This is a genomic window from Maribacter aquivivus, from assembly GCF_900142175.1.
Taxonomy (GTDB): domain Bacteria; phylum Bacteroidota; class Bacteroidia; order Flavobacteriales; family Flavobacteriaceae; genus Maribacter; species Maribacter aquivivus.
This window is the reverse complement of the sequence record NZ_FQZX01000001.1, coordinates 439,437-451,872: the sequence shown is the minus strand read 5'-3', so window position 1 is coordinate 451,872 and position 12,436 is coordinate 439,437. Positions and strand designations below refer to the sequence as shown.

Below are 12,436 nucleotides of genomic sequence, written 5' to 3'. Positions count from 1 at the left end.
AAGAAACAGAGAGGGTGTAATGTTCGGGTTAGATCCATGTTAAACATTTATTTTGTTAATGTTATGTAAACGTTACTACATTAAATCAATGTTAAGTGGCGTTGCAGTAATAGTATTATCTTTACTTTTGAGCGAATCAATCTAATTTGAATACCATGAAAAAGAAGGACATTAAGATACTCTTAGTTGATGATGAACCAGACATTCTAGAGATAGTGGCCTACAATTTATCTGCCGAAGGGTACGATGTGTACACCGCTAAAAATGGTGCCGATGGTGTTGCCAAGGCAAAAAAGAAAATGCCACATCTTATTATACTAGATGTAATGATGCCAGAGATGGATGGTATTGAAGCTTGTGAGATTCTAAGAAGAACTCCTGGTATGGAAAATACCATTATTACCTTCTTAACAGCTAGAGGAGAAGATTATTCTCAAGTAGCCGGTTTTGATGCTGGTGCAGATGATTACATTACCAAGCCTATAAAACCAAAAGTATTGGTTAGTAAGGTAAATGCACTTCTTAGAAGGCTTAAAAACGAAGAAAACGCTCAAGAAGATATTACTCAGGTAGGCGATATCGTTATTAATAGAGAAGAATATAAGATTGTTAAGAAGGGTAAAGAAATCATTTTACCTAGAAAAGAATTTGAACTTCTTGCTTTATTAACTTCAAAACCAAATAAAGTATTCAAGAGAGAAGTAATTCTTGATAAAGTTTGGGGTAATGAAGTGGTTGTTGGTGGCCGTACAATAGATGTGCATATTAGAAAACTTCGCGAAAAAATTGGGGAAGACCATTTTAAAACCGTTAAGGGAGTAGGATATAAGTTTGTTCTCTAAATGGCTGCTAAATTTCGTTCAAGAAAATCATATCGTTTTGCGTTTCGCTCATCGCTTTATATTGTAATAATTAGCATATCTGTGCTCGCTTTATTACAATGGCGATTTAGTTCTATAAACTGGGGTATTTTAATATCTGCGGCGATATTTTTTTTCATAATCTCTTTTGTAACACTACAATTAAGAATAGAAAAATTCATTTACAAGCGAATTAAAAAAATCTATGATGATGTAGAGTTGCTAGAGTCCAGTACCATACTGTCATACCCCGTGAGTACAGATATGAGAACCTTAACTGCAGAAATCGAGAAGTTTGCTAAAGATAAAAGGATAGAAATAGACACTTTGAAAATTCGAGAAGAATACCGGAAGGACTTTTTAGGTAACGTATCTCATGAATTAAAAACTCCGTTGTTTACTGTGCAAGGTTATATTGAAACCTTGCTAGATGGTGCTATTGACGACAAAAATGTTCGTAAGAAGTATTTAATACGAGCCAATAAAGCTGTAGATCGATTAATTTATATTGTAAAAGATTTAGATCTAATAACCAAGTTAGAAGTTGGGCACCTTACTCTTGAAAAGCATTCGTTCGATATTATAGATTTAATACAAAGTGTATTTGATCTGTTGGAGATGAAAGCGGCCAAGAAAAATATAACCCTAACTTTTGATATGGATTATGTTGATCCCATATTCGTATTTGCCGATAAAGAAAAAATACAACAGGTGCTAACCAACTTGTTGGTCAACTCCATTAAGTACGGCAATGACAATGGTACAACAGAGGTAAGTGTTGAAAATTTGGTCAAGAATAAGGTAATTGTAAGAGTAACCGATAATGGTGAAGGCATACCTGCAATTCATATTCCTCGACTTTTTGAACGTTTTTATAGAGTGGATCAAAGTGGTAGTCGTCGTGAAGGTGGCTCTGGGTTGGGTCTTGCCATTGTAAAACATGTAATAGAAGCACACGGAGAAAAAATCTATGTAGAAAGCGCTGTTGAGGTCGGTTCAGAGTTTTCTTTTACGTTAGAGAAAAGTATCGTTCAAATAGAGGAAGTACAATAATCGCTAACCCTCTCTTTTTTCTTAGATTTGCCGCAGTTTAGATGCAAAAATTGTGGGAAGTAAAAATAAATTAAAGAGATTTCAGGAAAACGAGACGTTTTCAAACGTAATTCAACCAACAAGAGAAGAAGTGGTAGGCGGTTTCCCGTTGAAAGCAAAGTGGAATACCCATTTCAAAAACGACAACCCTATTGTATTAGAATTGGGTTGTGGTAAAGGGGAGTATACCGTTGGCTTGGCAAAGAAATTTCCGAATAAGAATTTTATAGGTATAGATATAAAAGGCGCCCGATTTTGGAAAGGAGCTAAAGAGGCTATTGAAGGAGATTTACCAAATGTTTGTTTTATTCGAACTCAAATAGAATTGGTGGATCATCTTTTTGGTACAGAAGAGGTGTCTGAAATTTGGATAACCTTCCCAGATCCTCAAATAAAATACAAACGCACCAAACACCGTATGACCAATACGGCGTTTTTAGAACGTTACAAAAAAGTTCTAAAACCAGAAGGAACGGTTAATCTTAAAACAGATAGCGAGTTCATGCATGGGTATACCTTAGGTTTACTTCATGGACTAGGGTTAGAAGTGCTTTATGCCAACCATGATGTGTATAAAAATGAAGGTAGCCCTAAAGAAGTCTTAGAAATACAGACTTTCTATGAAAATCAGTATCTTGAAAAAGGAAAGCCTATTACTTTTATTAGGTTCAAGGTAAACTGATTCAATGCAACAATTACCTATTTTATTTGTATTCACTTTTGGTGCGGCCTTCTTCGCGTCACTACCACCCGGTTTGCTGAATTTAAATGCAGCAAAGACCAGTGTAGAAAAGGGAAAGACGAATGGAATAATTTTTGGTTTGGGTGTTGCTCTTGCCGTCATGTTGCAAACGTATATATCTGTACGTATCGCAAAACTAATTTCTAGAAATCAGCATGTAATAGAAATATTGTTACAATTGGCATTGGGAATTTTCTTTGTATTGGCAATTGTATTTTTTATAAAAGGTAGAAAGCAAGAGAATAAGCCGTTAATACTTACCGAGACTAAAAAAAGAAATAGTTTTTCTAAAGGAGTGTTCTTGGCACTTATTAATCTTTTGGCAATACCTTATTATAGCGGATTAAATACGGTTTTTCATTCTCAAGGATTTATGACCTTTAAAATCATAGATGAGGTTTTGTTCATTCTGGCTGCTGGCAGTGGTACTTTTCTTGCCATGTATTTATATGTTATTTATTTTAATAAGTGGGAGCATAAAACAAAGTCATTCTCTAAGAACAGTAATTTTATTTTAAGCGGATTAATGGTGTTGTTGTTTGTGATAACAGCTTTTAGATTGTTTAATTAAACAGATGTAGCCGATGAAACCTGAAAATGAGAATTTCTTTGAAAGAGTATATCAGGTAGCGCGGTTAATACCGGAGGGGCGTGTGACTTCCTATGGTGCTATCGCTAAATATTTAGGTGCGGCCCGTAGTGCAAGAATGGTAGGTTGGGCTATGAACGCTTCGCATAATATGGATGATATTCCTGCGCATAGAGTGGTCAATAAAGCCGGACTTCTTACTGGAAAGCATCATTTTGATGGTACTAACCTCATGCAACAACTGTTAGAAGGTGAGGGAGTAGTAATAAAAGATTTGCAAATAGTACAACTAGAAAACTACTTTTGGGATCCATTTACAGAGCTCAAGGCGGAATTATAATACTACTGAAAGTTCAATGTAAACGTTGTTGTTTCATTAGACACTGCCCTTATAGACCCGCCATGTAAGCGCATAATTTGCTTGCTTAAGCTTAGTCCTATACCTGTTCCAGTATTTTTTGTGGTGAAAAATGGTACAAAAATTTCATCTATAAGTTCAGGTGAAATTCCGGGTCCATTATCTGTTACTGTAATATATTTTTTTCCGTCAGGTCCTTCTCCTGCTTTAATGATGATTTTACCCTCATCTTGCCCTTCTAAAGCTTGTTGAGCATTTTTACCTAGGTTTAGGAGTATTTGTGTAAGCTGCTTTTCATCTATATATAGCTCTAAATCTTCTGGATCAGAAGAGACCTCTAAAATGATGTTATGACCATTGGTATATTCTTGTAGTAAAAGACGAACCTTTTCTAAAATCTTGCTCGCAGGTATCAATTCCCTATCTGGATCTGGCACACTTAAAAAAGTTCTATATGACTGTACAAAGCTCATTAAATCATTACCCTGTTCTTTAATTACCTCAAGACCCTTTGCGGAATTTTTTATCTGTAGTTCGCCAAATTCCTCGGGAGTAGAAAGCTGGTTTCCTTTTTTGAAATATTTTAAAATAGATTCGGATATTGAAGTAATAGGTGTAATGGTATTCATGATTTCATGGGTTAAAACACGTATTAGTTTTACCCAAGAATCTGTTTCTTTGTCATCCAGTTCTTTTTGAATATCGTGAACAATCACTAATAATAATTGCTTTCCTTCAATAGAAATAGGGGTGCATTTTAGGGTTAGTTCTTTTTTTCCACGCTCATTGCCTAAGGAATATAAGGTACTTTCAAAAGGCTTTAAAGATTCAAAAAGACCATAAAGATTTGGGTCTATTTGTTTCAATTGTTTTATGTGGTTGAGCGGTCTGTAATTAAGTAGGTTTTGAACAGTTGGGTTAGCATAAAGAATATGTCCTTTTTCATTGATGGTAAAAATACCAATGTCTGCCTGTCTTAATATTTCTTGATAATACTGTTCTTGAGCTTGTTTTTTTACGTGAATATCTTGAATCATGTTATTTAGCATATTTAAGCTATGATTCAGCTCTTCAATAGATTTTATACTTAGTTTTTCAGGAAAACGTAAGGTAAAATCTTCATTCTTTATAGCATCAAAAAAGTAAGCTATTTTCCTGTTAGTCTGGTTAACGTAATGTATGAGTCCGTAAGTTTGTCCAATAAAAACAAGGGTTAATATGATGGCGAGTAAATAATGCTCTTTTGCAAATAGGAATGCGGTTAAAAGGGCACAAACAGCTATTAGAATAATTCTAAAAACAAGTTGGTAGTATATACTTTTGCTAACCATCATTTACCCGATTTTTTAAGTTTATTGTAAAGCGTCTGTCTTGAAATACCTAATTGGTCGGCAGCGGCACTGTAATTGCCATCATTATCGTTAAGGGCTTTTGTAATCATAACCAGTTCCATTTCCTCAAGGGTTTTTGGACCGTTTTCCATGGTCATGGTTGTTTTGGATTCTAACAAGAAATCTGTTGGTTTTAGTACATTTCCTTCAGAAAGTATAACGGCACGTTCCATAGTATGCAAAAGCTCCCTTACATTGCCAGGCCAGGCATAGCTCATTAATTTTTCTTGTGCTGTTTGGTTTATTTTTAAACTGGGCTTTCCATATTTATTAGCGAATTTCTTTAAAAAGAAATCGGATAGCACCAGAACATCATTATCACGTTCCCTTAATGCCGGTACTTGTACTTGTATGGTGTTTATTCTATATAAAAGATCCTCACGGAAGAGTCCCTCTGCTACCATTTGGTCTAAATTACAATTGGTGGCACATATTAAACGTATGTCAACAGCAATAGGTTTATTTGAGCCAACACGAACCACAACTCTGTTTTGTATCACTGAGAGTAGTTTAGCCTGCATTTGCAGTGAAAGGTTTCCAATCTCATCTAAGAATAACGTTCCGCCGTTAGCAGCTTCAAATTTTCCTGCTCGGTCCTCTTTGGCATCGGTAAAAGAACCCTTAACATGACCAAATAATTCACTTTCAAACAAATTTTCTGAGATAGATCCCATATCTACCGAGATGAAGACCTCATTATTTCTGACCGATGATTTATGAAGCTCTCTAGCAATTAATTCTTTTCCGGTTCCATTTTCGCCGGTAACCAAAATGTTTACATCTGTTTTGGCAACCTTTTGCACAAGACTCAATACACCGTTTAGTGCTTTAGAATTACCGATAATGTAATTTGTATTCTGGTTAATTACCTGTTTAAGGTTACTTTCTTTTTGCTTTAAATGCTGAACTTCTTTCTGAGATTTCCTAAGCTCGTAAGCAGATTTTACGGTAGTTAGCAGTCGTTCGTTATTCCAAGGTTTTAATACAAAATCGGTAGCCCCTTCTTTAATAGCTTCTACCGCAAGTTCAACTGCGCCATAAGCGGTCATCATTATTACCGATATGTGCGAAGCTTTCTTTTTTATCTCACGTAGCCAATACAATCCTTCATTACCGGTATTTACTCCCGCAGAAAAATTCATATCCAATAGTATGATATCAATCTCCTTTAGGTTGGGGAATGAGGTGAGTAGATTGGGGTTAGAAATGGTTTGAACACTTTTGTATTCAAACTGTAATAATATCTCTAAAGCGCTCAATACACTTTTGGTATCATCTACAACAAGTATTTTAGCATCGATCATGGCAACATTCTATTAACTCTTCTAAATCTACATAGAGAAGTTCGTATTTTCATGTCAGTGTAAAAATATTTGACATTATCTGTACAACATTTTTACACTGATGCTATTAAAAATAATTTTTATAATATATAAAATACTGTAAATCAATAAATTAAAGTTGTGGCACGCATATAGTATAGAGAATGGCATACCAATTAAGAAATGAATCAAAAATTTAAAATAGCGACATTTTTAATATGCTCCATTTGGGGATCTATTATTGCACAAGAAACTTGGACATTAGATGAGTGCGTCACTTATGCTTTAGAGCATAATTTACAGTTAAATGACTTCGAGTATACTAACCAGGGCAATAGAGAGACATATAGACAATCTGTTCGTAACCTGTTGCCATCTGTAAATGCATTTTCTAGTTATTTAATTAGCTACGGTAGAGCAGAAGATCCTAATACGGGAACGTTTGTAAATCAAGACTTTTATTCTAATAACTATTCTTTAGAATCTTCGATTGATCTGTTTCAGGGATTTCAAAAAATCAATTCGATAAAAGCATCAAAATTTTTATTTAAAGCAACCCAAGAGGAAGTGTTGCAACAAAAATATCTTTTGGCATTTAGGGTAATGCAAGCTTTTTATGATATCCAATTTTTTGAAGGATTAGTAGAAATATCTAAAGAGCAATTAATTGTATCGCAATCCAACTATAACTTGGTAGAGAAGCAAGTAGAATTGGGTTTAAAAGCGGGAGCAGATTTATATGAGGCAGAATCTTTGTTATTGACAGATAAATTGAACGTAACGCAAAGCAATAATCAATTGGCTTCTGCAAAGCTGACCTTAATTCAAGAAATGAATTTAGAGAATACATCAGAAATAGCAATTCAAAAAGACCTGCAAGAAGAAGTATCTAATTTTGAAAGTGAAGAAATGAAATCTGATTCTATTTATACAGAAGCAAGAGCGTTTTTGCCAATGATAAAAGCACAGGAGTTTAGAGCAAAAGCGGCTAAAAAACAGGTGGCAGTATCAAGAGGTAGGCTATATCCTTCTTTATCATTTTTTGCTGGTATAGGTACAGGTTATTTTGAAACCACAAGAGATACCTTAGGTAATACGTTACCATTTAGAGAGCAGTTTAGAGACAATACTTCACAATATATAGGTGTAAATTTAAATGTACCTATTAGTAACGGGTGGTCTGCAAGATCTAGGGTAAAACAATCTAAAATAGAAAAGCTTCGTGCAGAGAATAACCTAAAGACACAAGAGCAAGAATTGTTTCAAGCAATACAGCAATTGGTACAAGACTATAACTCACTTGAGGTAGAGTTGGTACAGAGTAACCAGAAAATGGAAGCTCAAAATCTAGCTTTTACTATTGCTCAAAAACGATATGAAAAAGGTTTGATCAATGCCTTGGAGCTTTTTACCGCCAAGAATTTATACGCCAGTGCCCAAAATGAAAATTTACAAGTAAAATTAAGGTCAGAAATAAACAAGAGTACGTTAGATTTTTACAGAGGTCTGCCAGTTTTTGATATCAATTAGAAATGGAGCTCTGCGATTAACGATTAACCAACAACGAACAACGAATTAAGAAAAAGATGGATATAAAATTAGAAAAGAAAAAAGGTCTTAAACCGAAACATTACGGTTACATCGCATTGGGGGTTTTACTACTATTTGTGGGGTATCAATTATTGTTTGCTAGTTCTGTTTCAACCTTTAGAACAGAAAAAGACAAGCTGTCAATAGCTGAGGTTTCCGCTGGGAAATTTGACGATTACATTACTATAAATGGTAACGTAGCACCAATAGCCACAATATATATGGATGCTTATGAAGGAGGTAGGGTAAGTGAAAAACTTATTGAAGAAGGTGCCATGGTAAAAAAGGGAGATATCATCCTTAAGCTGGAAAACATGAATTTGTACGAGCAGATTTTAGCAAGCGAAAGTAATTTGGCATTGAAGCAAAATGATTTGCGATCAACAAAATTAAATTTCGATTCAAGACAAGTTGAAGGTAGAAAATCATTGGCAACCGCAAGTACAGATTTGCAACGATTGAAGAGAAATTATGAGCAAAATAAAGCGTTGTTTGATGAAGAATTAATTTCAAGGGAAGTTTTTCAATTATCAAAGGAAAACTATGAATTGTCTCAAAAGCAATATGAGATTATAAAAGTGCAAACCGTACAAGATGATGAATTACGTTCAACCTCATTAAAAGGTTTGGATACAGATTTAGACCGTATGCAAAAGACCTTGGGGATGGTGTATCAAAGACTAGATCACTTAAATGTACGTGCTCCTGCAGATGGTCAATTAGGATTTTTAGATGCTGAGATTGGGCAAAGTATTGCACAAGGTCAGCGTATAGGTCAAATAAATGTTTTGACCGATTATAAAATTGAAGCAGATATTGACGAGCATTATATTGATCGTGTAAAAAGAGATTTAGTAGCTGTTTTAGAACGTAACGGAGCTGAGTTTCCATTAAGATTAAGAAAGGTTTATCCAGAAGTTAGAAACGGGAGATTTAAGGTGGACTTAGTTTTTACCGATAACAAACCAGAAACTATTAGATCGGGTCAGAGCTACAACATTAAATTACAATTAGGAGAATCTAACGATGCACTTTTATTACCAAAAGGAAGCTTTTTTCAAAGTACTGGCGGACAATGGATTTTTGTTGTTAACACGGATGGTGGAGAAGCTATTAAAAGAAATATAAGAATAGGAAAGCAGAATTCCAGATACTATGAAGTTTTAGAAGGTTTGGAATCTGGTGAAAAGGTAATAACAAGTAACTATGATAATTTCGGGGAGGCTGAAAGAATCGTATTAAAATAACACATAAACTGTCACATAAAGCATTACAAAGATGTCTTTATACTAACAATTAAAATCAATATAAAATGATAACCATAACAAACCTAAAAAAGAGTTTTAGAACAGAAGAAGTAGAAACCTTGGCGTTGAACAATGTCAACCTAAAAGTGGAAGATGGTGAGTTTGTAGCAATTATGGGACCTTCAGGTTGTGGTAAATCTACCTTACTGAATATCATAGGCATGCTAGATAATCCTACAGATGGAAGCTACAATTTTGCCGGTAATGAAGTAGGTGGTTTAAAAGAAAGCCAACGAACCCAGTTACGTAAGGGTAATTTAGGTTTCGTTTTTCAAAGCTTTAATCTTATAGATGAACTAACGGTATATGAAAATGTTGAATTGCCTTTAATCTATTTAAAAATGGGTAAGGCAGAGCGCAAAGAAAAAGTGATGAAGGTGCTAGAGCGTATGAAAATAGCGCATAGAGAAAAGCATTTTCCACAACAGTTATCAGGTGGTCAGCAGCAACGTGTTGCCATTTCTAGAGCGGTTGTAACAAATCCGAAGTTAATTTTAGCCGATGAGCCAACGGGTAACCTAGATTCTAAAAACGGAATTGAAGTAATGAATTTACTAACGGAATTGAACCAAGAAGGAACCACTATAGTAATGGTTACACACTCAGATAGAGATTCGCACTACGCACACAGAGTTGTAAATCTATTCGATGGTCAAATTGTTACCGAAAGTCAAAACAGGGCAATTGGAGCCATGATGTAAGGGAGTTTATTCATCAATCAACAATTAGTCAGCCATCAAACCAAACCAACCAAACTTATCCCTTAATCAAGGATATATAATTAATCAGTCAAAAAACGAATATCATGTTTAAGAACTACATCAAAATCGCTTGGCGAAACCTCTGGAAAAATAAGGGCTATAGTATGCTCAATATTTTTGGGCTGGCAATAGGTATAACCTGTGCCGCTATGATTTTACTTTGGGTAGAAGATGAGGTAGGTTATGACGAAAATTTCGCAAAGCAAGATGTAATTTATTATATACCAACTAATCAGCAGTATGATGGTGAATGGCGAACTTTTTTTCAAGCAACTCCCGGTCCTTTAGCAGAAGCTTTAAAAACGGAAGTACCAGGTATTGTTGGTGCAGCTAGAACCAAAAGAGATGATTTACTGTTGCAGGTAGATGATAAATCTATCAATAAAAAAGGTAAGTATGTAGACCCTGATTTTTTGAGCATGTTCAGTCTTTCTTTTGTGGAAGGTAATTTAGAAACTGCTTTTAATGAGGTCGATGCTATTATAATATCAAAACAAACAGCTACGCAACTATATGGTGAAAATAGCTCGGTTGTTGGTAAAGTTCTTAGGGTTAATAATGATACTAATTATACTATCTCTGGAGTTTTTGAAGATTTGCCAAGTAATGTAACCTATAGTTTTGACTGGGTTGCACCTTTTGAAAGATTCGCTGTTGGTAAAGATTGGATGCTAGAGTATGGAGCTAATTTTTCCGATACGTTTGTAGAACTTGCTCCCGAAGCAAATTTCGATATAGTCAACCAAAAGGTGAAGGCAATACTACCTATAAAAACCGAAGAGGATGACGCGTACGCCTTTCTTCATCCAATGAAAGATTGGCATTTAAAATCAAATTTTGAAGGAGGAAAAAATGTTGGAGGACAAATTATATATGTACGTCTGTTCAGTCTTATAGCAATTATTATACTATTGATAGCCTGTGTCAATTTCATGAATTTAGCTACTGCGCGAAGCGAAAAGAGAGCTAATGAGGTTGGGGTACGAAAGGTATTGGGTTCAGGTAGAAAAGGACTCATATCTCAGTTTATGGCAGAAGCAGTGATTACTGCAACATTATCTGCAGCATTGAGCATAGTATTATTAAAACTTCTTATTCCGCAGTTTAATACACTTATAGATAAGCAATTAGATTTAAGTTTAGGGAGTCCGGTACATATCTTGACTTTAGTGGGCATAACTTTAGTTTGTGGATTAGTTGCAGGGTGGTATCCGGCGTTCTATCTGTCTTCTTTTAAACCGGTAGATGTATTAAAGGGTTCGCGAATATCAAAAGGTAGTGCCCCATTTATCAGAAAAGGATTGGTGGCTACCCAGTTTGTGGTTTCCATTGTCTTTATTATTAGTACCATTATTGTGTATCAACAAGTTCAACATGTTAAAGGAAGAGATTTAGGGTACGACAAAGAAAACTTGGTTAAGATACCTGTAAAGGGAGATATCATAAAGAACTTCAATCCTATAGCACAAGATATGAAGGCATCTGGTATGCTAGAGAGCATTGGGCTTAATAATTCAGATATTCTATCTGGCGGGAATAATACATCTGGTTTAGAATGGCAGGGTGGAGTTGACACAGAAGATGTGTTAGTTTCTACACGATATATAAGTGCTGATTTTTTTAAAACTACTGGGATGACAATTCTAGAAGGTAGAGGGTTTAGTGATAATCCATTAAAAGACAGTACTAATTTAATAGTAAGTGAGTCTTTTGCAAAACTAATGGGTGCAGGTAGCGCAGTTGGTAAAACAATTGAGAACGATTATGCCGTAATCGGTGTCGTTAAAGATTATTTATATGACGATATGTATGGCTCTAGTGATCCGGTGATATTTTTCAACTATCATGATGAAGCACGTTTTTTATATGTAAAAGCGAAGGAAGGTATAGCAACCGCAACAGCATTGTCAACTATGGAAACGGTGTTAAAGAAACACAATCCGGCATTTCCTTTTGAATATGAATTTGTGGATGACACGTACAACGCCAAATTTAAAAGCGAAAAACTAATAGGAAGCCTTTCTCAAATCTTTGCATTACTTGCTATTATTATTTCCTGTTTAGGGTTATTTGGGTTATCTGCGTTTACTGCAGATCAACGTAGAAAAGAAATTGGAGTCCGAAAAGTTTTGGGATCAAGTATTGCTGGTATCGTAGGCTTATTGTCAAAAGATTTTATGAAGTTGGTCATTATCGCAATAGTAATTGCCTGTCCAATTGCATGGTTACTTATGCAAAATTGGCTAGAAGGTTATGCATATAGAATTTCTATAAACGCTTGGGCTTTTATTATAGCAGGTACAATTGCAATTGCCATTGCATTATTAACCATAAGTTTTCAAGCTTTAAAAGCAGCTAGAGCAAATCCTGTAAATAGTTTACGTACAGAATGAAGTAAAAAATATTAGGTGAATTTCACCACAT

Annotated in this window: 11 protein-coding genes; 9 read left to right on the top strand and 2 right to left on the bottom strand. The window is 35.0% G+C overall.

Translation table 11 applies throughout. The annotated features are described in order from the left end of the window. Window positions 1–155: 155 nt before the first annotated feature. Genes BUC31_RS01870 through BUC31_RS01850 form a run of 5 tightly spaced genes read left to right on the top strand, consistent with a single transcriptional unit; the run spans window position 156 to window position 3,623 of the window. The gene (locus tag BUC31_RS01870; RefSeq protein ID WP_073240726.1) at window positions 156–842 is read left to right on the top strand and encodes a response regulator transcription factor; all 687 of its coding nucleotides are present in this window, start codon (window positions 156–158) and stop codon (window positions 840–842) included. Further along, on the top strand, window positions 843–1,913 hold the full coding sequence (locus BUC31_RS01865; RefSeq protein WP_073240725.1) for a sensor histidine kinase: 1,071 nt from the start codon (window positions 843–845) through the stop codon (window positions 1,911–1,913). It abuts the gene before it with no gap. Window positions 1,914–1,965: 52 nt separating this feature from the next. Next, window positions 1,966–2,634 carry a tRNA (guanosine(46)-N7)-methyltransferase TrmB gene (gene trmB / locus BUC31_RS01860; protein WP_073240723.1) on the top strand — a complete coding sequence of 223 codons (669 nt, stop codon included), beginning with the start codon at window positions 1,966–1,968 and terminating at the stop codon, window positions 2,632–2,634. 4 nt (window positions 2,635–2,638) lie between these two features. Continuing rightward, window positions 2,639–3,265, top strand: coding sequence for a LysE family transporter (locus tag BUC31_RS01855; RefSeq protein WP_073240721.1), 627 nt, complete (start codon window positions 2,639–2,641; stop codon window positions 3,263–3,265). Between the two features lie 13 nt (window positions 3,266–3,278). Next, window positions 3,279–3,623 carry an MGMT family protein gene (locus tag BUC31_RS01850; RefSeq protein ID WP_027065899.1) on the top strand — a complete coding sequence of 115 codons (345 nt, stop codon included), beginning with the start codon at window positions 3,279–3,281 and terminating at the stop codon, window positions 3,621–3,623. Between the two features lie 2 nt (window positions 3,624–3,625). On the opposite strand, the gene BUC31_RS01845 is transcribed toward BUC31_RS01850, so the two are convergent. After that, window positions 3,626–4,975 carry a sensor histidine kinase gene (locus tag BUC31_RS01845; protein WP_244533992.1) on the bottom strand — a complete coding sequence of 450 codons (1,350 nt, stop codon included), beginning with the start codon at window positions 4,973–4,975 and terminating at the stop codon, window positions 3,626–3,628. Beyond that, window positions 4,972–6,336 carry a sigma-54-dependent transcriptional regulator gene (locus tag BUC31_RS01840; RefSeq protein WP_073240719.1) on the bottom strand — a complete coding sequence of 455 codons (1,365 nt, stop codon included), beginning with the start codon at window positions 6,334–6,336 and terminating at the stop codon, window positions 4,972–4,974. Before BUC31_RS01840 ends, BUC31_RS01845 begins: the two co-directional genes overlap by 4 nt. Before the next feature lie 201 nt (window positions 6,337–6,537). Between BUC31_RS01840 and BUC31_RS01835 the strand changes: the two genes are divergently transcribed. The 4 genes from BUC31_RS01835 to BUC31_RS01820 all read left to right on the top strand — a co-directional run bounded on the left by BUC31_RS01835 (window position 6,538) and on the right by BUC31_RS01820 (window position 12,405). Continuing rightward, entirely contained in the window at window positions 6,538–7,884 is a 1,347-nt protein-coding gene (locus tag BUC31_RS01835) for a TolC family protein (protein ID WP_073240717.1), read from the top strand. A 56-nt stretch (window positions 7,885–7,940) separates the two neighbouring features. Next, complete coding sequence (locus tag BUC31_RS01830; protein ID WP_073240715.1) at window positions 7,941–9,191, top strand: efflux RND transporter periplasmic adaptor subunit; 1,251 nt, start codon at window positions 7,941–7,943, stop codon at window positions 9,189–9,191. A gap of 65 nt (window positions 9,192–9,256) precedes the next feature. Continuing rightward, on the top strand, window positions 9,257–9,952 hold the full coding sequence (locus tag BUC31_RS01825; protein ID WP_027065904.1) for an ABC transporter ATP-binding protein: 696 nt from the start codon (window positions 9,257–9,259) through the stop codon (window positions 9,950–9,952). Between the two features lie 104 nt (window positions 9,953–10,056). Beyond that, window positions 10,057–12,405, top strand: coding sequence for an ABC transporter permease (locus BUC31_RS01820; RefSeq protein ID WP_073240713.1), 2,349 nt, complete (start codon window positions 10,057–10,059; stop codon window positions 12,403–12,405). The last annotated feature ends 31 nt before the right edge of the window (window positions 12,406–12,436 follow it).

Coding starts and splice junctions, on each gene's coding strand:
- BUC31_RS01865 (WP_073240725.1), top strand. CDS start 843: ATGGCTGCTAAATTTCGTTCAAGAAAATCATATCGTTTTGCGTTTCGC.
- BUC31_RS01840 (WP_073240719.1), bottom strand. CDS start 6,336: ATGATCGATGCTAAAATACTTGTTGTAGATGATACCAAAAGTGTATTG.
- BUC31_RS01820 (WP_073240713.1), top strand. CDS start 10,057: ATGTTTAAGAACTACATCAAAATCGCTTGGCGAAACCTCTGGAAAAAT.
- BUC31_RS01870 (WP_073240726.1), top strand. CDS start 156: ATGAAAAAGAAGGACATTAAGATACTCTTAGTTGATGATGAACCAGAC.
- BUC31_RS01830 (WP_073240715.1), top strand. CDS start 7,941: ATGGATATAAAATTAGAAAAGAAAAAAGGTCTTAAACCGAAACATTAC.
- BUC31_RS01845 (WP_244533992.1), bottom strand. CDS start 4,975: ATGATGGTTAGCAAAAGTATATACTACCAACTTGTTTTTAGAATTATT.
- BUC31_RS01835 (WP_073240717.1), top strand. CDS start 6,538: ATGAATCAAAAATTTAAAATAGCGACATTTTTAATATGCTCCATTTGG.
- BUC31_RS01850 (WP_027065899.1), top strand. CDS start 3,279: ATGAAACCTGAAAATGAGAATTTCTTTGAAAGAGTATATCAGGTAGCG.
- BUC31_RS01825 (WP_027065904.1), top strand. CDS start 9,257: ATGATAACCATAACAAACCTAAAAAAGAGTTTTAGAACAGAAGAAGTA.
- BUC31_RS01855 (WP_073240721.1), top strand. CDS start 2,639: ATGCAACAATTACCTATTTTATTTGTATTCACTTTTGGTGCGGCCTTC.